Genomic DNA, 20,878 nt, shown 5'->3' with positions numbered 1-20,878 from the left:
GCCGCGACGACGTCGCCGCCGCCCGGCCGCCGCTGCGCCGGACCACGCTGGAGGCGCTGGTCGTGGTGCTCGCGCTGGCCGGGGCGTACCTGCTGCGCTCCCGCAGCCTCGCGGGCGCGGCCGGCGACGACCCGTTCCTGCTGGTCGTGCCGGTGGCGCTGACCGTGGCCGCCGCGCTGATCACGATCCGCTGCTACCCGTACCCCCTCCGCCTCCTCGTACGGCTGGCCTCGCGCGGCCGGGCGGCCGTGCCGTACCTCGGCCTGACCCGGGCGGCCAGGGCGCGGCCGGCCAGCGTGCTGCCGGTGCTCATCCTGCTGCCGGCGCTGGCCGTGTCGGTGTTCGCCTCGGTGATCTCCAGTGGTGTGGAGAAGGCGCAGCGGCAGGCCGCCTGGCAGGCCGTCGGCGCGCCGATCAAGGTGACGTCCCGGGTCGAGCTGCCCGCCGGCGCGGTGGAACGGGTCAGGGCGGTGCCCGGCGTGGAGCTGGTGGTGCCCGCGCAGACCGGGCAGGTGCAGCTCGGCTACACCGGCGAGCGGGCCGAGGCCGTCGCCGTGGACGTGGCGGCCTGGCGGCGGGTGCTGGAGGACTCGCCGGTCGGCCTGCCCGCGCCGCCCGCGTCCGCCTCGGGGCTGCCCGTGCTGGTGTCGCCGGAGCTGCGCGGGCGCGGCACGATGGACATCGGCTGGCACGCCCGCACGAAGGTCACCGAGGCCGGCGTGGTCACGGCCGTGCCCGGGTTCTTCACGCGGGGCAAGTTCCTGGTGGCGCCGCCGCGGGTGAACGCGCGGCCGTCCGTGAACACGCTGCTCGTCAAGGGCGACGCCGACCCGGCGGCGGTGGCCCGGGCCGTCGGGCAGCCGCTCGCGGTCGTGACCTCCCAGGCCGACGAGCTGGCCGCGATCCGGAACGCCCCGCTCACCGGCACCGTGCGGGCCGTCCTGTGGATCACTACCCTGGCCCTGGCCGCGTACGCGCTGGTCGCCGTGGTCGTCATGCTGGTGATCGGGGCGGCGGACCGGACGCGGGCGCTGGCCTTCCTGCGTCCGCTCGGGCTGTCGGAGCGGCAGGCGCGCGGGCTGACCACCCTGGAGATCCTGCCGCTGGTGCTCGTCACCGCCCTGGCCGGCCTCGGGCTGGGGCTCGCCCTCCCGGCGGCACTCGGGCCCGGCATCGACCTGTCGTCGTACGCGGGCGGGGTGGCCGTCCAGGGGTACGCCCCGGACCTGGCCGTACCGCTGCTGCTGGCGGCGGGGCTCGCGGCGGCCGCCGGGCTCGGCGCGTACCTCCAGGCGGCGACGGGGCGCGGGCGCGGCTCCGGGGCGGCGCTCCTCCGAACGGGCGACCTCACATGACCCGCCACGCCCCCTTCACGAGCAGGCTCCACATGACCGACCCCGCCCCTTGGCGAGCAGGCTCCATACGACCGACCCCGCCCCCTTCGCGAGCAGGTGATCCCGCCATGAATCCCACCTTGTCCGAGCTGGAGGCCCGGGCCGGTGCGCCCAGGGCCTCCTTCGGCGGCGACGCCCACATCGTGTGCGACAACCTCGTCCGCATCTACAAGACCGAGGGCGTCGAGGTGGTCGCCCTCCAGGGCCTGGACCTGCTCATCGACGAGGGCGAGCTGGTCGCCGTCGTCGGCGCGTCCGGCTCCGGCAAGTCCACCCTGCTCAACGTGCTGTCCGGCCTGGACGTGCCCACCGCGGGCGTGGCCAGGGTGGCGGGCATGGACCTGCTGTCGATGACGGCCAAGGACCGGCTGCGGTACCGGCGGGAGGTGGTCGGGTTCATCTGGCAGCAGACGGCGCGCAACCTCCTCCCGTACCTGACCGCGCGCGAGAACACCGAGCTGCCGGTACGGCTGGCCGGCCGCCGCGGGCAGGGCCGGGCGATGGAGCTGCTCGAGCTGCTCGGGGTCGCCGACCGGGCCGGGCGCAGACCCGGCGAGCTGTCCGGCGGCGAGCAGCAGCGCGTGGCCATCGCCGTCGCGCTGGCCAACTCCCCGCAGCTCATCCTGGCCGACGAGCCCACCGGCGAGCTGGACAGCGACACCTCCGAGGAGGTGTTCGACGCCCTGCGCACGGCCAACAGGGAGCTGGGCGTGACCGTGGTGATCGTGACCCACGACCCGCTCGTGTCGGAGCAGGTGGACCGGACGATCGGCATCCGCGACGGCCGTACCAGCAGCGAGACGCTGCGCCGGGAGGGCGCGGAGGGGCAGGTCGTCGCCGAGGAGTACGCCGTGCTCGACCGGGTCGGGCGGCTGCAGCTCCCGCGCGACTTCATGAACGCCCTGAACATGGAGCGACGGGTACGCCTGGAGCTCGAATCCGACCATATCGGCGTATGGCCCGCCAGAGAGGAGCCCTCGGGTGAGCAGTGAGCCCTTGGTCGTGGTCGAGGGGCTGCGCAAGGTCTACCGGACCGGGCCCAAGGAGGTCGTGGCCCTGCGGGAGGTGACGTTCGAGGCGTTCCCCGGCGAGCTGATCGCGATCCGCGGGCGCTCCGGGTCGGGCAAGACCACGCTGCTCAACCAGATCGGGGGCCTCGACCGGCCCGACGCCGGCCGGGTGGTCGTCGCCGGGCAGGAGGTCACGGCCATGGCCGAGGACGACCTGGTGGGGCTGCGCCGGGAGGTGGTCGGGTTCGTGTTCCAGTCGTTCGGGCTGGTGCCGGTGCTGTCCGCGGCGGAGAACGTCGGCGTGCCGATGCGGCTGAACCGCGCGCCGGCCGCCGAGCGGGAGGAGCGGGTGCGGATGCTGCTCGCCCTCGTGGGGCTGGACAAGCACGGCAACCAGCGGCCGTACGAGCTGTCGGGCGGGCAGCGGCAGCGCGTGGCCATCGCCCGGGCCCTCGCCAACCGGCCGCGGCTGCTGGTGGCCGACGAGCCCACCGCGCAGCTCGACTCGCAGACCGGGCGGCAGATCATGGAGCTGCTGCGGGCGCTGGTGCGCGGCGAGGGCGTGACGGCCCTGGTCGCCACCCACGACCCGGGCCTCATCACGCTCGCGGACCGGGTGCTGGAGATCGCCGACGGGGTTCTGCGGGAAGTGGTGCCGCAGGAGTCCTGACGATCGCCGCCAGGTTCGCCGCGGCGACCAGCGCCCCGGCCGCGAGCAGCAGCCCGGCCGCGCCGGTCAGCCCGGCCAGCGGCACGGCCACGGCCAGCCCGAACGGCCGTGCCGCGAACGAGATGAGCTGGTCCAGCGACCGTACCCGGCCGAGCGCGCCCTCCGGGATCTCCTGCGCCACGACGGTCTCCCACAGCGGGCTCAGCACGCCGAGGCCGCACATGGCCGCGAAGTAGGCGCCCGCCACGGCCCAGGCGGGCAGCGGGACGGCCAGGGCCGCCAGCGGCAGGGCGTACAGGGCGGCGGCGACCTGCACCACGACGATCGGCCGGCGGATCGGCAGGCGCGGCGCCAGCAGCACCCCCAGGACCAGCCCGGCCGTGCCGGCCTGCGCGACCAGGACCCACGCGCCCTCGCCGCCGAGCCTGCCGACGGCGGTCAGGGGACCGAGGGTGAGGAAGAGGCCGGCGGTGAAGTGCCAGACGCCGTGGCCGAGGACGCTGCGCAGGAACCAGGGCCGTACCCTGACCTCCCGCCACCCCTCGGCCAGCTCCCGCCCGAACCGCTTCGCCTCGTTCCGGGACTCCGTGGAGGCCGCCGGTGTGCGTATCCCTCCCAGGGTGAGGGCCGAGCCGGCGAACAGCAGGCCCGTCAGCGCGGCGGCCCAGCCCGGGCCCACGGCCATCGCCATGCCTCCGGCCAGCGCGGGGGCGGCCACGCCCGACACGCTCGTCACGACGCCGATGCGGGCGTTCACGCGCAGCCGGTCGGACGCGGGCACCACGGCCGCCACCAGGCGTGGCACGGCCGGCAGGCCGAACGCGATGGCCACACCGGACACCGCCGACAGCACGGCGAGCACGGCCAGGCGCCCGGACCCGGCGATCAGTTCGGCGCCGATCGCGACCTGGGCCAGGCAGCGTACGAGATCGGCCAGCAGGATCACCCGCTCGGGACGCAGCCGATCGGCCAGCACCCCGCCGACGGGGAGGAACACGAGCAGCGGGACCAGCTCGCACGCGAGCACCACCCCCAGACCGCCGGAACCCTGTCCCGGGATGCGGAGGACGGCGAGGGTGAGGGTCGTGGGGATCAGTGCGGTGGCCAGGGCGGACAGCCCACGACCCCACAGCAGGCGACGTGTCATGAGCCGGGAGCATATTTCGCCAGCAAACCTTTCGTCAACGAATTACTTGTGGTCGCCTCATCCTTCGCTGCCGAATGATTCGTGGGACGTATGATCAGGGTCGTGGAGGACTCGGTCGATCGACACTTGGCGCGCTGGCGCGGCAAGGCGCCCTACGACGAGCGGGTGGAGGGCGTCGTCACGCGGATGCAGTTCCTGGTCAAGCACCTCTTGCACACCAAGGAGGCGGCGCTGGCCCAGGTGGGGATGCAGGACTTCGAGTTCGAGACGCTGCACCGGCTGGCGGCGGCCGGAGGCTCCGCCACGCCGTCGGAGCTCGCGGCGGAACTCCTGCTGTCACCGGCGGGAATGACCGGCCGCCTCGACACGCTGGAGCGCTCCGGCCTGGTACGCCGCGTCCGCGGGGCGGGTGACCGCCGCCGGGTGGACGTGGAGCTGACCCCCAAGGGGCACGAGCTGTGGACGGAGGCGATGGCCATCCGGGGGCGCGTGGAGTCGGAGTTGGTGTCGATCCTGGACCCGAGCGAGCAGCAGACCCTGGACGCCCTCCTCAAACGCCTCCTCCACCAGGCCGAATCCCACCGCTGACCCGCCCGGCCGTGCCGTGCCTCACCGGCCACGGCTCGCGTGTGGTGGCCCGACCCACCCTGCTCGCGCTCAGGGACGAGCGCTCCCCGGGGAGAGATCAGCGCCGTCGGGTCCCCGAGGAAGGTCAGGCCCTGTCATCCTCTGTGAAGAGACGGGCACCGTCACTGCCCACCAGCACGTCCGCACGCGTCGATCACCGACCGCTGCCCGAACTCACAACACCGGGAACACTACGCGAACGGGCCGTGAGTTCCTGGCGCCTTGTCACACTCGTGGGATCCTGGGGACCCAGTGTCACACCCGAGCGAGGGCCTTAGCCACCCAGCGCACGCCCCAAGGACCCGAACCACCGCCCCAAGCCACGCCCTGAGAGCCCCGGCGACCCAGCGGACGCCCCACAGGACCCGAGCGACCGCGCGGAGCCACGCCCCCAGGAGGCCCTAGCCCCCCAGCGCACGCCCACGGGACCCTAGCGACCCTGCGCAGGGCCACGCCTGCAAGGACCCCAGCGAGAACGAGTCCACGCCCTGTGAGTGTCCTAGCGACCTGTGCGGCTGGCCACGATGACCTGGACCGCGTGCTCCAGCGCGTACGCCGGGTCGGCGCCGCCGCCTTTGACCTGTTCGTCGGCGTCGGCCACCGCCTGGATCGCCCGCGACAACCCCTGCGGACCCCAGCCGTTGACCTGCCGTCTGACGCGATCGATCTTCCAGGGCGGCATGCCCAGGTGGCTCGCCAGCTGGCCACCCCGGAGGTTGCGAGGAGCCCCGGCGACCTTGGCGATCGACCTCAGCCCACCCGCCAGCGCGCTGACCAGCAGCACGGGAGCGACCCCGGTGCCGAGCGCCCAGCGCAACTGCTCCAGGGCCTCGGCCAGCCGCCCCTCCACCGCCGCGTCCGCCACGTTGAACCCCGTGACCTCGGCCCGCCCCTTGTGGTAACGGGCCACGGCGGCGACGCTGACCGTCTTCTCCTCGGTGTCGAAGCTGAGCTGGCTGCACGCGGCGGCCAGCTCGCGAAGATCGTTGCCCACGGCGTCGAGCAATGCCTGCGCGGCGTCGGGGGCGATCGAGCGGCCGGCCCGCTTGAACTCGTTCTTGATGAAGTCGAGCCGCTCCCCCGCCTTGGTCGGCTTGGTCACGGTGACGACGTGCGCCTTGGCCTTCTTGAGCCCGTCGACGAGCGCCTTGCCCTTCGCGCCGCCGGGGTGCGCCAGAACGAGCACGGTGTCGCCCGACGGATGGGAGGCGTAGGTCACGACCTCGGCGGCGACCTCCTTCGCCAGGTCCTGCGCGGACCTGATCACCACCACGGACCGGTCGCCGAACAGCGACGGCGAGGTGAGCTGGACCAGTTCCCCGGTCGCCACTTTGGACCCCACGAGGTCATGCACCTCGGCTCCCGGGTCTGTGGCCCGCGCCGCCGCCACGACGGCGCCGACGGCCCGCTCGGCCAGCAACTCCTCGTCGCCGACGACCAGGGTCACCAGTGCTGGATCGCTTCCCGCCATGTCGAGCAGCATCCCACGCTCCACCGACAACCTGGTACTCGCAACCAGGCACTCGCCGACGCCGACACCACTGGGCGGGCGCGGCGCCGCGAATCGCCCTGGCTGTGTCGCGGTTCACCGTCGTCCAAGCGGTGCCGCCGGGTCATCATCACCCCGGTCCCCCAGAGACACCCTTTCCCGTAGCACCCAAGACACCATCGCCCTGATGGGCGCCCCGGGAGTATGCACGAACCCGGGACGGCCTACCCGAAGGAGACGTCCACCCTTCCCGATGGGGAGTAGCTGGCTCCCCCACAGCGGACGAGCTGTTCGCCGAGCCGGCCGAACTCTCGATCGGGGCACCATTGCGTTCTGCTCCGTGAGCCAGGCCATCGCCTGAGAACCCAGTCGGTCATCAGCCCGATGCGAGTGCCTTGGAGATCCTCGCCGATCCCCGGACTTCGTCATTGACTGTGCGAGTCCCGGAACGGGCACGTGTGATCCCCCCGAACGCGTTCTTGACTCCATGTCACGGCCGTCGAGGCACGAGCGATCCACGACTCGCCGTCCCCAGGCTTGAGCTCCCCTTCTCAGGGCAGGGAGCCGGCCACCTCGCACCGGCTAGGGTCACGGAGGTCGAGCAGCCTCTTGCCCGCTACGGTCACGGAGGTCGAGCCGCCTCTTGGCCGCTACGGTCACGGAGGTCGAGCCGCCTCTTGGCGGCCCCTGGACATGATGGCCAGGCGTCCCTCCCGTTCCACCACCGCGAGATCTCCCGAGTGGTCCGTGCGGTACACGCGGGCGCCGAGGCGCTGCAGGAGAGACAGCGTGGGTTGCGCCGGATGGCCGTAGTCGTTGTCCGCCCCCACGCTGATCAGGGCGGCGCGGGCGCCCACGGCGGTGAAGAAGGCGGGGTCCTGTCTGGGAGAGCCGTGGTGCGGGACCTTGAGGATGTCGGCTGGGGGAAGCAGGCCGCCGCGCAGCAGGTCGTCCTGGGCCTCGGTCTCGATGTCGCCGCTCAGCAGCGCCGAGCCTGCCCGCCAGCGGACGTGGACGACGACACTGGAGTTGTTGGCCGCACTGCCCTCGCCCTGGCCGGCGGACGCGGAGCGGGTGGGTTCGGGGGCCAGGACGGTCAGCTCGGACGGGCCCAGCCGCCAATGGGTGCCCGGCGGCGCCGTCCATTGCGGGATGCGGCGCCGGGCCAGGTCCGCCGACAGCCGGGACGCCTGCTGGGCGAGACTGCGCTGCGGGCTGACGACGACGGCCCCCACCCGCCTGCCTCTCAGGACGCCGGACAGCCCGTCGATGTGGTCGGCGTGCGGGTGGGTGAGGATGACCAGCGGGACGTCGGTCACGCCCAGCCGTCGCAGGCAGCGGTCCATGGTGACGGGGTCGGGGCCGGTGTCGACCACGACGCCCCGTCCCGGGCCCGCCGCGAGGACCAGGCCGTCGCCCTGGCCGACGTCGCACACCACCATCAGCCATGCCTTCGGCGGCCACGGAGCGACGATCGGTCGTACGATCAGCAGCACGACCAGCGCGCCCGCCGCTATCGCCAGCGCCGCGCCCCTCCAGGCGCGGCTCCTGAGCAACAGCGTCACGGCGACGGCCGCCAGGGCGAGCAGGCCGAGACCCGTGACGCCACCGGGCCAGGGCAGGGTCGCGAGCGGGAGCCCCACGGCCCAGCGGGCCACCATGATGATCCAGCCCACCGCGTAGCCGGCAGGGACGACGATCAGCTGTGCCGCCGCCGGCCAGAACGGCGCCACCAGCGCGGCGGCGAACCCGAGCAGTGTCGCGGGCGCCACCGCCGGGCCGGCGAGCAGGTTGGCCGGGATCGCGGCCAGGGACACCTGACCGCCCATGAGCACGAGCACCGGTGTCACGGCGACCTGCGCGGCGGCGGGCACGGCGACGGCCTCGGCCGCCCACCCGGGCAATCTCGTCCTCAGGGTCAGCCGGTCGCGCCAGCGGGGCCCCAGGAGGAGGATACCGGCCGTCGCGCAGACGGAGAGGGCGAAGCCGTACGAGACCGCCAGGTCGGGTGAGAAGAGGATCAGCAGGAGCACCGTCGCTGAGAGAGCGGCGATGCCGTCCCTGGGGCGGCCGGTGCCGAGGGCGATGGCGGCGACCAGTCCCATGAGGAGGGCTCGCAGCACGCTCGGCGAGGGTCTGGCGACCACGGCGAAACCGATCATCGCCACGGCGGCGAAACCTGCTCTGAGGGTGAGCGGTAGTCCGGCGAGGCGGGAGAGGGCAAGCGCCGCGCCCGCCACGATGGACAGGTTGGTGCCGCTCACGGCATTGAGGTGGTTGAGGCCGGAGTCCTTGAGGTCCGCACTGACTTGGGGGTCCATGCGTGAGATGTCGCCCACGACGAGGCCCGGCAGGAGGCCGCGCTGGTCGGCGGGGAGGACGTCGGCCGCTGTGCGCAGGCCCTCTCTCAGGGTGCCCGCCACGGCTTGGACGCGGCTCGGGGGCGTGAGGACGCTGGGGGTTCCACGGACGAGCAGGACGGCGGCGGTCAGCTCGCCCGGCGTGGGGGCGGCTAGGCGCGCGGTCACCTCGACGCGCTGGCTGGGGAGGAGGGGACGCCATGCGGGGCCGTGAGCGAGGACGAGGACGGGGAGGCTCACGGCTTCGCGGCGGCGGGGTGTCCGGTAGACATCGAGTGTGGCGTGGACGACGACCTGCTCCTGGTGGAACCGGCCGAGCTTGATCTTGGGGTCGTCGGTGAGGGTGATCTCGGCGTTGATCGTCGCGCCTTGGCGGGCGAGCACGGCGACGGGGCCGGTGGTGACGGCGTGAACGCGCACGGCCACGGACATGGAGGCGGCGGCCATGCAGGCCAGGGTGGCGATGATCAGATTGCGCCAAGGCCGTGGGCGGTATGCATGGCTCTGGTGGCACTCCCTCCCGTGACAGTTGCCTTCGTGAACGTCTCCGTGACTCCGTTCACAAAGGTCTCCTTGGTGACTTCCTTCATAAACGTCTTCTTGGTGAGGGTGCTGGCCGCCGCGGGGTCGATTGCCTACGTGGTGCTCGCCTGCATGGGGGTGGTGCACTCCTGGGCGGGAGTGGCCGTCCGCGCCGAGCTGGTCTGCTGGGTGAGGGTGACCGTCCGCACGGAGATGGCCTCCGTGGGAGTGCTCGTCTGTGTGGAGGTGGCCTTCATGGGAGCGGCCTGTGCGAAGGACGCCTCTGGAGTGCTCGTCTGTGTGGGGGGCGGCTCCCTGGGGGCGGCGGTGGCGGCGTGTGATTGATGCCGCGGCGAGGGCTCCCAGTGCGGCGAACGCTGACACGGTGAAACCGACAGCGGGAGAACTGTGAAGGAGTACCAGGGTTACGGCCCAGGTGGCCAGGGCGGGGCCCGTGAGGAGCCAGATGTGAGCGCCGGCGGCCGCTCGATCTGTTTCCGGGGCTGGTGTCGTGACTGGGCGTCGGCTGGGGACTCGATCGCGGGGCATGTCGAGGGCCGACCTGGGGGCGGAGTCGTGCGGCGCGTCGACGGCCGGCCCGGGGGCGGAGTCGTACGGCGCGTCGACGGCCGATGCGGAGGCGGAATCGCAGGGCGCATCGGAGGCTGACCTGGGGGTGGGGTGGCGGGGCATGTCAGATGCGGACCTTGTCCTTGATTTCCTCATACTTCTTGGCACCGATGCCTGGGACTTCCTGGAGCTGGGCCACGCTCGTGAAACCGCCGTGGGCGGTGCGGAACTCGGCGATGCGGGCCGCCAGGACTTCGCCTACGCCGGGGAGCTGCTCCAGCTGGTCGGGGGTGGCGGTGTTGAGGTCGAGGATCGTGGCGGCGGGGTCCGCGAGAGGTGGGGCGGGGGCGTTGCCGGAACCGGGGGCGCCCACGGTGATCTGTTCGCCGTCGACGAGGCGTCTGGCGAGGTTGACCGAGGCCGCCGCTGCGGGCTGACGCACTCCCCCGGCGGCCTTCACCGCGTCGGCCACGCGGGCGCCCATGGGGAGGGTGTACATGCCGGGCTTGCGTACCTTGCCGGTGATGTGGACGGTGACCTCTGCCGTGGGGGTCGGCGAGTGAGGCGGCGCTGGACGGGACACCTGCGGTGCGGGAGATGCGACGGGGAGCGGCTCCGGGGTTGGTTCTGAACGCCAGAGGAAGACGCCTGCGGCCAGTGCCGCCAGGACGGCCAGGAGAGGGAGTACGCGCAGGCCCGGGCGGCCGGGGTCAAGGGCTGGGGCCTTGGCGGAGACGGCTGCGCGGAACGCCTCGAAGGAGGGGGGCAGGCGCGGGGCCAGTGGTGGAGGGGGTGCCAGTGGGTCCGGTGTCGCCGTCGTCATCTCATCGCCCAGGGTCTCGGTGTCGGCGGCGTGAGGGATGAGGGCGTAGGTGCTCTGGGGGTGGCTGTTCGGGATGGCGATGTCGTGCGCGTGCGGGTACCGGTGCGGATGCGGGTGCGGGTCATGGGCGTGGGTGTCCAAGACATGCGGGACATGGGCGTGCGTGTCCCTGGCGTGGCCGTTGTCAGTGAGCGCGTCCCAGGAGGTAGCGGTCAGGGATCGCCGGTCTGTGGGGTTGGTGTCGCGGGGGTTGGCGATTCCCGGGTGGGCGACATGAGGGTGGGGGTGTGATCGGTCGGCGTTGAGAGGACGGCTGTCGTCAGGGACGGCGTTCGAGAAGTGGACGTCTCGATGGGCGTGGGTGCCGGCCTGTGCTTGGTGAACGTCGTGAACGCCGTGTACGTCGTGAACCTCGTGAGGGGCGGCGTCGCTCGGGGCGATGTCAACAGGATGAACGTCAGCGGAGTGGGCGGCCGGCTGGTCGGTGGCTGCCTGGTCGGTAGCTGCCTGGTCGGTGGCGCGCGTGTACGGGTGTCGGCGGCTGGGAGTGCGGATGGAGGGGGCGGTTGGGGTGGCGGGCTGGGGGTGGTCTTGCTGCGCGGCCTTGGCCTGGGGCTCGGCTTGTAGGGCCGGTGCGTGTGCCGGGAGCCGGCCTGAAGGGGGCTGCTGGAGGGCGGGGGTGGTGTTCGTGAGCGGGGAGGCGTTCAGCGCATCCGGAGTGCCCGGGAACGTGGACACGTTCTCCGCACCCGGAGTGCCCCGGAGCGGAGGTACGTTCTGCGCACCCCGGTTGTTGGGGGGCGCGGATGCGTTCTGCGCGCCTGGGGTGTTCTGGAGGGCGGCTATCGGGCGGGGGCGGCGGCGAGCAGGAATCGTGAGGGAGCGCAGCCGCGCCTCGGCCACGGTCCGCTCGTCGATCAGGTCCTGGGAACGCACGCCCCAGAACGTACGGCCGCACCCGACCGGCGATATCGGGCGAAGGGGGTTCTGGGGATGAGGGCTCGATCACCGCGCCCCGCTGTGGACAACCACCCCGGACACATCGCCCCAGGTACAACACTCCGGACACGTCGCCCCAGGTACACCACGTCGGATACACCGCCCCGGACAAACCGCGTAGACAGACCGCCCAGGGAGATCACCTCCAAAGAGGAGGAGCGCCTACGAGGGCTCGTCCGGGCACACCGTCAGGCCGAGCATGCCCGGCCCCACGTGCACCCCGATCACCGCCCCCACCTCCACGAGCCGTAAGTCGGTCACCCCGGGCAGCCGTTTCGGCAGGCGTTCCGCCAGGGCTCTGGCCCGGTCCCAGGCCGCCAGGTGCTGGACCGCCACCCGCGCCGAGCCGTGGCCGGCCGCCGCGACCGCCAGGTCCTCCAGGCGGGCGATGGCCCGCGCGGCCGTGCGGACCTTCTCCAGCAGCGTCACCCGCCCGTCCACGAAGTGCAGCAACGGCTTGATGGCGAGTGCCGAGCCGAACAGCGACGCCGCCGTGCCGACACGGCCGCCGCGGCGCAGGAACTCCAGTGTGTCGGCGTAGAAGAACGTCTCGGTGCGGGACGCGCATCCCAGCGCCGCCCGGACCACCTCCTCCAGCGCCTCCCCGCGGGCGGCGGCCTCGGCGGCGGCCAGGACCGGGAAGCCGAGTCCCAGGGCGATGGAGCCGCTGTCGATCACTTCCACCGGCAGCGGCGCCTCCTTGGCGGCGAGCCGGGCCGACTCCGCCGTTCCGGACAGCTCGCTCGACAGGTGGATCGACACCACCCCTGTGGCTCCCGCGGCGGCCAGGGCCGCGTAGCACGAGGCGAAGCGGGCGGGCGCGGGACGGGAGGTGGTGGCCGCGTGCAGGTCGCCGGTGAACGCGTCCTCGTCGCAGGAAACGCCGCCCGACAGCACCTGAACGGGGACGACCGAGACTCCCGGCGTCGGGGGCAGGTAGGCGGTGGAGTCGGTGACCACGGCGACCGAGAGCGGCATGGAGGGAGAGTAGCCAGTCACGGCCGGCTCAACCTTCAACGCCTACTGGACCGGGGTGCCGCCTCGCCACACCCGGCGCGGCTTGAGGCCGAAGGACCAGGCGAAGGCGCCTTCGTGGTCGGCGTCCCACTGGACGATGTCGGCCAGCCGGCCCGGGGCGAGGACGCCGCGGTCGGGCGCGCCGAGCACCGTGGCGCCGCCGAGCGTGGCCGCGCGCAGGGCGTCGTTGACGCTCATCCCGAACGCCGACACAGCCAGCGCGATGACCAGCGACATCGAGGTGATGCCGCAGTAGCCGGGGTTGTGGTCGCTGCCGAGCGCGATCTGCACGCCGTGCTTGATCATCTGGCGCACCGGCGGGAGCTTGCCCCGCTGGAGCGCCGTGGCCGGGCTGACCACGGCGGGCACGCCGTACCGGGACATGATCGCGATGTCCTCGTCGGACATGTGGTGGAGGCCGTCGGCGGAGGCGCAGCCCAGCTCGGCGGCGAGTTGCACGGCGCCCCGGCGGCTGAACAGGCCGGCGTGGATGCGCGGCAGCAGGCCGACGTTGCGGCCCGAGGCGAGCACCCAGCGGGACTCCTCGGTGGTGAAGTGGCCCTCGTCGCAGTAGACGTCGACGCTGTCGGCGCCCGCCGCCGCGGCGTCGGCGCACCAGGCGCCCACGGCCTCGACGTATTCGCGCTGGCGGCCGAAGTACTCGGGCGGCACGACGTGCCCGGCGAGGAACGTGACGTGCACCCGCGGCATCATCGGCTCCTTCTCCAGCTCGCGCAGGAGCCGCACGTCGGCGAGTTCGCCGTCGCGGGTGAGGTGGTAGCCGGTCTTGGCCTCGACGGTCGTGGTGCCGCTGAGCAGCCAGCCGCGCAGGCGCTCGCGCACGCCGTTGCACAGGGTCCACGGGTCGGTGCCGCGGGTCACGGTGACGGTGGAGCCCACGCCGCCGCCGGCGGCGGTGATGGCGGAGGAGGTGGAGCCGCTGGTGCGGATGGCCAGCTCGGCGTAGCGGTTGCCGGCGTAGACGGGATGCGTGTGCGCGTCGATGAGGCCGGGGGTGACCAGGGCGCCGCCGAGGTTCTCGACGTGGTCGACGTCGACGATGTCGTCGACGACACCGGGGACGCTCTGCGGGAGGTCGGGAGCCCGTCCGACCCACGCGATCCGGTCGTTGTGCACGAGAATGGCCGCGTTGCTGAGGACCTCGTTGCCGGTCCACAGGCGGCCGATGTTGGTCAGCAGCCGAACGGTCACCGCATCACCACCCCGCACGAGCACGTCACCCAGCGCACGGCACGCGCGGCGCCCACTGAGTCGGCTCCGGGAAGGGACGACATGGGGGAGTCTCCTGCTCTCATCCGCTTGGCTGTGCGGTGACCGTATCGCCGGACTCATGATCCGGCGATTTCAGTTCAGTTACGTTATTTCACAGGCTGGCTCGGTGTACAGGGTTATTCGGAAGAAAGCCCAATCATCCCAGTGGTCACCATGCCCCGATCGTTCCCTGAGACCCCCGCAGGCACCGTGATTCGCATCAGCCGTCATCTGAAACCCGCGACGTTAGTGTGGTAAGGCTCGGCATATCCTAGCAATCCGAGGGTTCCACGGCCACTGTCGCCTTTGGGCAGCTCTGCGAACTATTTCGACAGAGCTGCCCAACCATGCCATCAACGGATGGGATGCTAAGAGACGCGTTCGACAGGCTTGCCCACGCGCTCCAATTCCTGGAACAGGCTGCCCAGCACCCGCGCGTGGAGCACGGTGCCGTCCTCGACGTGGTCCACCGAGAGCACCTCGCCCTCCTTGTGGGCCCGCGAGATCAGGTCGCCCCGCTCGTACGGGACGAGCAGCGTGACCTCGTGGTCGAGCCGGGGCAGCCGCTGCTCGATGAGCTCCATCAGCTCGGGGATCCCGGCGCCGGTGCGCGCGGAGACCACGATGCTGTCGCGCTCGCGGCGGGCGATCCGGTCGAGCACCTCGGGCTCGGCGGCGTCGGCCTTGTTGATCACCACGATCTCGGGCAGTTCGGAGGCGCCCTCGATGTCGGCGATGACCTCGCGGACCGCCGCGAGCTGGCCCTCGGGGTCGGGGTGCGAGCCGTCGACCACGTGCAGGATCAGGTCGGCGTCGCCGACCTCCTCCAGCGTGGAGCGGAACGCCTCGACGAGCTGGTGCGGCAGGTGCCGCACGAAGCCGACCGTGTCGGCGATCGTGAACAGCCTGCCCTCCGGCGTGCGCGCCCGGCGCACGGTCGGGTCGAGCGTGGCGAACAGCGCGTCCTCCACCAGCACGCCCGCGCCGGTGACGCGGTTGAGCAGGGAGGACTTGCCGGCGTTGGTGTAGCCGGCGATCGCGACCGCCGGGACCTCGCGCTTGGCGCGCCGCTGACGCATGGTCTCGCGCGAGGTGGACATGCCGCTGATCTGGCGGCGCAGCTTGGCCATCCGCTCACGGATGCGGCGGCGGTCCAGCTCGATCTTCGTCTCACCGGGGCCGCGGCCGCCGATGCCGACGCCGCCCGCGGCGCGGCCGCCGACCTGACGCGACAGGTTGCCACCCCAGCCACGCAGGCGCGGCAGGAGGTACTGCAACTGGGCCAGCTCGACCTGGGCCTTGCCCTCGCGGCTCTTGGCGTGCTGGGCGAAGATGTCGAGGATCAGCGCGGTGCGGTCGATGACCTTCACCTTGACCGTGTCCTCGAGCTGGCGGAGCTGGCCGGGGGCCAGCTCGCCGTCGCAGATCACGGTGTCGGCGCCGGTCGACTCGACGATGTCGCGCAGTTCGAGCGCCTTGCCCGAGCCGATGTAGGTGGCGGGGTCGGGCCTCTGACGGCGCTGGATGAGGCCCTCCAGGACCTCGGATCCGGCCGTCTCGGCCAGGAGCTTCAGCTCCAGCAGGGAGTTCTCGGCGTCCTCCGCCGTGCCCGAGGTCCAGACGCCGACGAGGACGACCCGCTCGAGCCGCAGCTGCCGGTATTCGACCTCGGAGACATCCTGGAGCTCGGTGGAGAGGCCGGCCACGCGGCGCAGCGCCTGGCGTTCCTCTAGATCCATCTCGCCGGTCTCGAACGGTTCGAGCGCGGAGTATTCGTGCATTCGTGTCATCTCTAATAGGCAACGTCTGGACACCTTGGTGTCTTCCCCGATGGTGACACGACATCCGCGATGCGAGCACCTGGTTATCGGAGCAACAAGCGCGGTCCCCGTCTAGGCGGGGGACACCGTGATGTCGCCCGACCCGGCCTCCAACGTGAGCTTGTGCGGCGAGGCGTCGTCGTCCTTGACGGAGATGGCCTCGTCGCCCGAGCCGGTCTTGACGGTCACGGCGTACGAGCCGTCGGGGACGCGCAGCCCGATGTCGCCCGAGCCGGCGTCGACCTGCACGCTGTCGGGCGCCGTCACGTACTTGAGTTCGATGCCGCCGGAGCCCGCCTCGGCGATGGTGGACTTGGCGGCGAGTCCGGTGCCGTCCACGTCGCCCGAGCCGGTCGAGACCTCGGTCGCCCCGGTGAGCGACCGGAGCGTGATGTCGCCGGAACCGTTCTTCACCGTCACCGCGAGGCTCTTCGGCACCTCGACCTTGTAGTTGACGTGGCAGCTGCGCCAGCTCGACCGGCCGTCGTCGCAGGTGTAGGTGAGCATCAGCGTGTCGCCCTCGACCTTGTGCGTGGTCTTGGGCTTGCTCTCGCGCCACTGGAGGGTCTCGGTGACGCGCACGGCGGAGCCGTCGTACTCGGTGATCGCGACGTCGCCCGCCCCGCTCTTCACCTGGAGCCGGGCCACCTTGTCGGTGACCTGGTAGTCAACGGTGTCCTGGTTCGTCGGGCCGGCCAGGCTCTGGAGCCCGCAGCCCGTCAGCAGCGCCGCCGAGGCGAGCAGCCCGCCCGCGATCACGATCGTCTTCATGCCCCGAATCCTCCACCGTCACGGGCTTCCCGGCATCGGGGATGCCCCCTAAGCGGTCCCGGGGGTACCCCCACCTTTGACCCTGGCACGGGCATGAAGTAGCTTCACTTCCATAATCCAGAAGCGATTTTCCGCATAATGGAAAAGCAAAGGAGCGACATGGAGATCAACGGCCCGATCCTCGACCGGTTCGACGAGATCCTCACGCCGGAGGCGCTCGGCTTCGTGGCGGCGCTCCAGAGGGAGTTCGGCCCGCGCCGCCTGGAGCTGCTCGAGGCGCGGCAGGCCAAGCAGGAGGAGCTGGCGGCCGGCGGCACGCTCGACTTCCTGCCCGAGACGAGGACGGTCAGGGAGAGCGAGTGGAGCGTCGCCCCGCCCGCGCCCGGCCTGGAGGACCGCAGGGTCGAGATCACCGGCCCGGTCGACCGCAAGATGACCATCAACGCGCTCAACTCCGGCGCCAAGGTCTGGCTGGCCGACTTCGAGGACGCCAACTCCCCGCTCTGGGCCAACTGCGTCGGCGGCCAGCTCAACCTGCGCGACGCGCTCGACCGCACCATCGACTTCGAGTCCGGCGGCAAGACGTACGCGCTGCGGCCCGACGACGAGCTGGCGACGATCGTCGTGCGCCCGCGCGGCTGGCACCTGGACGAGAAGCACGCGAAGGTGGACGGGCGGCCCGTGTCGGCGTCGCTGTTCGACTTCGGCCTCTACTTCTTCCACTGCGCCCAGCGGCAGCTCGACAAGGGCAAGGGGCCGTACTTCTACCTGCCGAAGATGGAGTCGCACCTGGAGGCGCGGCTCTGGAACGACGTGTTCGTCCGCGCGCAGGAGCTGCTCGGCATCCCGCGGGGCACGATCCGGGCGACCGTGCTCATCGAGACGTACCCGGCCGCGTTCGAGATGGAGGAGATCCTGTACGAGCTGCGCGAGCACTCGGCGGGGCTTAACGCCGGCCGCTGGGACTACCTGTTCAGCGTCATCAAGAAGTTCCGCACCCGGGGCCGGGAGTTCCTGCTGCCCGAGCGCAACGCGGTCACCATGACGGCGCCGTTCATGCGCGCGTACACCGAGCTGCTGGTGCGCACCTGCCACAAGCGGGGCGCGCACGCGATCGGCGGCATGGCGGCGTTCATCCCGTCGCGGCGCGACCCCGAGGTCAACGCGGTGGCGCTGGAGAAGGTCCGCGCGGACAAGACCCGCGAGTCGGGCGACGGGTTCGACGGCTCGTGGGTGGCGCACCCCGACCTGGTGCCGGTCTGCCGCGAGGTGTTCGACGGGGTCCTCGGCGACCGGCCGAACCAGCTCGACCGCACGCGTGAGGACGTCAGCGTCTCGGCCGCCGACCTGCTGTCGGTGGCGAAGACGCCCGGCGAGATCACCGAGAAGGGGCTGCGGAGCAACGTGGACGTGGCACTGCGCTACCTGGCCGCCTGGATGGGCGGGCTGGGCGCGGTGGCCATCCACAACCTCATGGAGGACGCCGCCACCGCCGAGATCTCCCGCTCGCAGATCTGGCAGTGGATCCACAACGACATCACGCTGGCCGACACCGGCAAGCCGGTGACCAAGGAACTGGTCGAGCAGATCATCGCCGAGGAGCTGGAGGGGATCGCCGCCGAGCCGGGCCACGACGCCGAGCTGTACGCTCAGGCCACGGCGCTGTTCAAGGAGGTCGCCCTGGACGACGAGTTCGCCGAGTTCCTCACGCTTCCCGCGTACGCGCGCATGCCGTAGGAGGAGCCGTATGACCCCGAGCCCACCCCCCGCGATCGCTCCCCTGACGGCCGCCCTGCGCTCGGCGCTGCCCGGCGACTCGGTGATCACCGATCCCGTGCGGCTGCGCACGTACGAGTGCGACGGCCTGACCCACCACCGGGCCGTCCCGGGCGTGGTGGTGCTGCCGGACACCGCGGAGCAGGTGGCGCTGGTGGTGCGGCTGTGCAACGAGCACGGCGTGCCGTTCGTGGCCCGGGGCTCCGGAACCGGGCTGTCGGGCGGCGCGCTGCCGCGCGAGGACGGCGTGCTCATCGTCACCTCGAAGATGCGCCGCGTCCTGGAGATCGACCTGGCCGACCGCCGGGCCGTGGTGGAGCCGGGCGTCACGAACCTCGCCATCACCGAGGCCGTGCGCGAGCAGGGCCACTACTACGCCCCCGACCCGTCCAGCCAGCAGGTCTGCTCCATCGGCGGCAACGTGGCCGAGAACTCCGGCGGCGCCCACTGCCTCAAGTACGGCTTCACCGTGAACCACGTCGAGGCGTGCGAGGTGGTCACCCCCGACGGCGACCTGGTCCGGCTCGACCGCATGGACCCCGGCTACGACCTGCTCGGGGCGTTCGTCGGCTCCGAGGGCACGCTGGGCATCGCCACCAAGGTCACGGTACGGCTGAGCCGCGCGCCCGAGGCGGTGATGACCGTGCTGGCGGCGTTCCGCGGCATCGAGGAGGGCGGCCGGGCGGTGTCGGCGATCATCGGCGCGGGCATCGTGCCGGCGGCGATCGAGATGATGGACGCGCTGGCCATCGAGGCCGCAGAGGCGGCCGTGGCCTGCTCCTACCCGGAGGGCGCCGGCGCGGTGCTGATCGTGGAGCTCGACGGGCCCGCGGCCGAGGTGGAGGCGCAGTTCGCCCGGTTGCGCGAGCTGTGCTCGGGCGCGTTCGAGATGCGGGTGGCGGCCGATCCGGCCGAGCGGGCGGCCGTGTGGAAGGGCCGCAGGTCGGCGTTCGCGGCGGTGGGGCGCATCAGCCCGGCCTACATCGTGCAGGACGGCGTGGTGCCGCGCACCTCGCTGCCGCGGGTGCTGGCCGCCATCGACCGGCTGTCGGCCGAGCACGGCATCCGGGTGGCCAACGTCTTCCACGCCGGTGACGGCAACCTGCATCCGCTGGTGCTGTTCGACGACGCCGACCCGGGCGCGGGCGAGCGGGCCGAGGTGGTGTCGGGCGCGATCCTCGACCTGTGCGTGGAGCACGGCGGCTCGATCACCGGCGAGCACGGCGTGGGGGTGGACAAGGCCCGCTACATGCCGAAGATGTTCTCCGGCGACGACCTGGACACCATGCAGCTCGTCCGCTGCGCCTTCGACCCGAGGGGGCTGTCCAACCCGGGCAAGGTGTTCCCGACGCCGCGGCTGTGCGGCGAGGTGCCGGGCGTACGCAAGGGCGTCCATCCGCTGGTCGAGTCCGGGGAGGCGGAGCACTTCTGATGTCGCTCGAGCTGCTGGAGAACACCGGCGTGACACTCAGGGACGCCGTGGCCGACGACGCGGTGGCCGGGGTGGCGCCGCGCTGGGTGGCGCTGCCGGAGACGGTCGAGGAGGTCTCGGCCGTGCTGCGGGCCTGCGCCGACGGCGATCTCGCGCTCACGCCGGTGGGCGGCGGCACGAAACTGCACTGGGGCGCGCCGCCGCAGCGGTGCGACGTGCTGCTCGACCTGTGCTGCCTGAACCAGGTGCTGGAGCACGCGGCGGGCGACCTGGTGGTGCGCGTCCAGGCAGGGGTGACGATGGGCGCCCTCGCCGGCGCGCTCGCCGCCGAGGGGCAGGAGCTGGCGCTGGACGCGCCGCCCGAGGCCACCGTGGGCGGCACGCTCGCCACCGCCGCGTGCGGCCCGCGCGCCTTCCGTTACGGGGCGCCGCGCGACCTGCTCATCGGCGTCACGGTCGTGCTGGCCGACGGCACCGTGGCCCGCTCGGGCGGCAAGGTCGTCAAGAACGTCGCGGGCTACGACCTGGGCAAGCTGTTCACCGGCTCGTACGGCACGCTGGGCGTGATCGCCGAGGCCGCGTTCCGGCTGCACCCGCTGCCCCCGGACCGGCGCTGGCTGGTGGTGGAGGACGCCGGGCGGCCCCGCGAGCTGGCTGGGGTCCTGGCGGCCTCCCAGGCGGAGCCCAGCGCGGTCGAGCTCGACCGGCCCGCCCCCGGGGCCTCGGTGGCGATGGCCGCGCTGATCGAGGGCACGGCCGCCGCGCCGCGAGCCCTGGCCCTGCGCGACGCGGTGGGGGCCGGCGAGGTCTCGCCGGAGCCTCCCCCGTGGTGGGGCGCACCGGTGCAGTACGAGGAGGTGCTGGTGGAGGCCCGGTTCCTGCCCGGCGCGCTCGACGGGGTGCTGGAGGCCGCGGACGCCCATGGGATGCGGCTGCGCGGCTCGCCCGTCTCGGGCCGCCTGCGCCTGTCCCCCGCGGGCGAGGTCACCGAGGAGCGGCTGTCCGCCGCCGTGGCCGCGCTGCGGGAGCGGGCGCACGCCGTGGTCGTGCTGGCCGCGCCGTACGCGGGCGTGGACCGGTGGGGGCCCGTCGGCGCGCTGCCGCTGATGCGGCGGGTCAAGCAGCAGTTCGACCCCGGGCGCAGGATGTCGCCGGGACGGTTCGCGGGAGGGATCTGAC

16 protein-coding genes are annotated in these 20,878 nt (G+C 72.4%); 8 read left to right on the top strand and 8 right to left on the bottom strand.

Annotated features, from left to right (window positions below):
* From AB0H81_RS16260 to AB0H81_RS16250, 3 genes are all read left to right on the top strand, one after another.
* Positions 1–1,355: FtsX-like permease family protein (locus AB0H81_RS16260; RefSeq protein WP_358374901.1), on the top strand; the 1,355-nt coding region annotated here is incomplete at its 5' end.
* A 107-nt stretch (positions 1,356–1,462) separates the two neighbouring features.
* Positions 1,463–2,386 carry an ABC transporter ATP-binding protein gene (locus AB0H81_RS16255; protein WP_358374898.1) on the top strand — a complete coding sequence of 308 codons (924 nt, stop codon included), beginning with the start codon at positions 1,463–1,465 and terminating at the stop codon, positions 2,384–2,386.
* Positions 2,376–3,074, top strand: a complete 699-nt coding sequence (locus AB0H81_RS16250; protein ID WP_358374895.1) for an ABC transporter ATP-binding protein — start codon at positions 2,376–2,378, stop codon at positions 3,072–3,074. The genes AB0H81_RS16255 and AB0H81_RS16250 overlap by 11 nt, the downstream gene beginning before the upstream one ends.
* Here AB0H81_RS16250 and AB0H81_RS16245 read toward each other — a convergent pair.
* Positions 3,004–4,221: an MFS transporter gene (locus AB0H81_RS16245; RefSeq protein WP_358374892.1), complete on the bottom strand. Its 1,218-nt coding sequence runs from the start codon at positions 4,219–4,221 to the stop codon at positions 3,004–3,006. The genes AB0H81_RS16250 and AB0H81_RS16245 overlap by 71 nt on opposite strands.
* A 102-nt stretch (positions 4,222–4,323) precedes the next feature.
* Here AB0H81_RS16245 and AB0H81_RS16240 point away from each other — a divergent pair, with 102 nt between their 5' ends.
* On the top strand, positions 4,324–4,809 hold the full coding sequence (locus AB0H81_RS16240) for a MarR family transcriptional regulator (protein ID WP_358374890.1): 486 nt from the start codon (positions 4,324–4,326) through the stop codon (positions 4,807–4,809).
* A gap of 538 nt (positions 4,810–5,347) precedes the next feature.
* On the opposite strand, the gene holA is transcribed toward AB0H81_RS16240, so the two are convergent.
* Both holA and AB0H81_RS16230 read right to left on the bottom strand, forming a co-directional pair.
* Positions 5,348–6,331, bottom strand: a complete 984-nt coding sequence (holA, locus tag AB0H81_RS16235; protein ID WP_358374887.1) for a DNA polymerase III subunit delta — start codon at positions 6,329–6,331, stop codon at positions 5,348–5,350.
* A 662-nt stretch (positions 6,332–6,993) separates the two neighbouring features.
* Positions 6,994–9,144, bottom strand: a complete 2,151-nt coding sequence (locus tag AB0H81_RS16230) for a ComEC/Rec2 family competence protein (RefSeq protein WP_358374884.1) — start codon at positions 9,142–9,144, stop codon at positions 6,994–6,996.
* 90 nt (positions 9,145–9,234) lie between these two features.
* Between AB0H81_RS16230 and AB0H81_RS16225 the strand changes: the two genes are divergently transcribed.
* Positions 9,235–9,564, top strand: coding sequence for a hypothetical protein (locus AB0H81_RS16225; RefSeq protein WP_358374882.1), 330 nt, complete (start codon positions 9,235–9,237; stop codon positions 9,562–9,564).
* Between the two features lie 349 nt (positions 9,565–9,913).
* Here the strand turns inward: AB0H81_RS16225 and AB0H81_RS16220 are convergent, their stop codons facing one another.
* The 5 genes from AB0H81_RS16220 to AB0H81_RS16200 all read right to left on the bottom strand — a co-directional run bounded on the left by AB0H81_RS16220 (position 9,914) and on the right by AB0H81_RS16200 (position 16,491).
* Positions 9,914–11,548 carry a helix-hairpin-helix domain-containing protein gene (locus AB0H81_RS16220; RefSeq protein ID WP_358374880.1) on the bottom strand — a complete coding sequence of 545 codons (1,635 nt, stop codon included), beginning with the start codon at positions 11,546–11,548 and terminating at the stop codon, positions 9,914–9,916.
* Between the two features lie 225 nt (positions 11,549–11,773).
* Positions 11,774–12,589: a DegV family protein gene (locus tag AB0H81_RS16215; RefSeq protein WP_358374878.1), complete on the bottom strand. Its 816-nt coding sequence runs from the start codon at positions 12,587–12,589 to the stop codon at positions 11,774–11,776.
* Between the two features lie 42 nt (positions 12,590–12,631).
* Positions 12,632–13,840 (bottom strand): imidazolonepropionase, encoded by a 1,209-nt coding sequence (gene hutI / locus AB0H81_RS16210; protein ID WP_358374875.1) that lies wholly within the window; start codon positions 13,838–13,840, stop codon positions 12,632–12,634.
* Between the two features lie 428 nt (positions 13,841–14,268).
* On the bottom strand, positions 14,269–15,681 hold the full coding sequence (hflX, locus tag AB0H81_RS16205; protein WP_358374872.1) for a GTPase HflX: 1,413 nt from the start codon (positions 15,679–15,681) through the stop codon (positions 14,269–14,271).
* Between the two features lie 111 nt (positions 15,682–15,792).
* On the bottom strand, positions 15,793–16,491 hold the full coding sequence (locus tag AB0H81_RS16200; protein ID WP_358374869.1) for a DUF4097 family beta strand repeat-containing protein: 699 nt from the start codon (positions 16,489–16,491) through the stop codon (positions 15,793–15,795).
* A 159-nt stretch (positions 16,492–16,650) separates the two neighbouring features.
* On the opposite strand from AB0H81_RS16200, the gene aceB reads away from it, so the two are divergent.
* From aceB to AB0H81_RS16185, 3 genes are read left to right on the top strand one after another with little or no spacing between them, the layout of a single operon-like run.
* On the top strand, positions 16,651–18,228 hold the full coding sequence (gene aceB, locus AB0H81_RS16195; RefSeq protein WP_358374867.1) for a malate synthase A: 1,578 nt from the start codon (positions 16,651–16,653) through the stop codon (positions 18,226–18,228).
* Between the two features lie 10 nt (positions 18,229–18,238).
* A complete protein-coding gene (locus tag AB0H81_RS16190; RefSeq protein WP_358374864.1) occupies positions 18,239–19,699 on the top strand; it encodes an FAD-linked oxidase C-terminal domain-containing protein in 1,461 nt (486 codons plus the stop codon).
* Entirely contained in the window at positions 19,699–20,877 is a 1,179-nt protein-coding gene (locus tag AB0H81_RS16185; RefSeq protein ID WP_358374861.1) for an FAD-binding oxidoreductase, read from the top strand. Before AB0H81_RS16190 ends, AB0H81_RS16185 begins: the two co-directional genes overlap by 1 nt.
* Position 20,878: the final 1 nt, after the last annotated feature.

Source organism: Nonomuraea sp. NPDC050691, assembly GCF_040654455.1.
Lineage (GTDB): Bacteria > Actinomycetota > Actinomycetes > Streptosporangiales > Streptosporangiaceae > Nonomuraea.
Note: the sequence above shows the minus strand (reverse complement) of the source record. Positions and strands in the feature narration are given on the sequence as shown.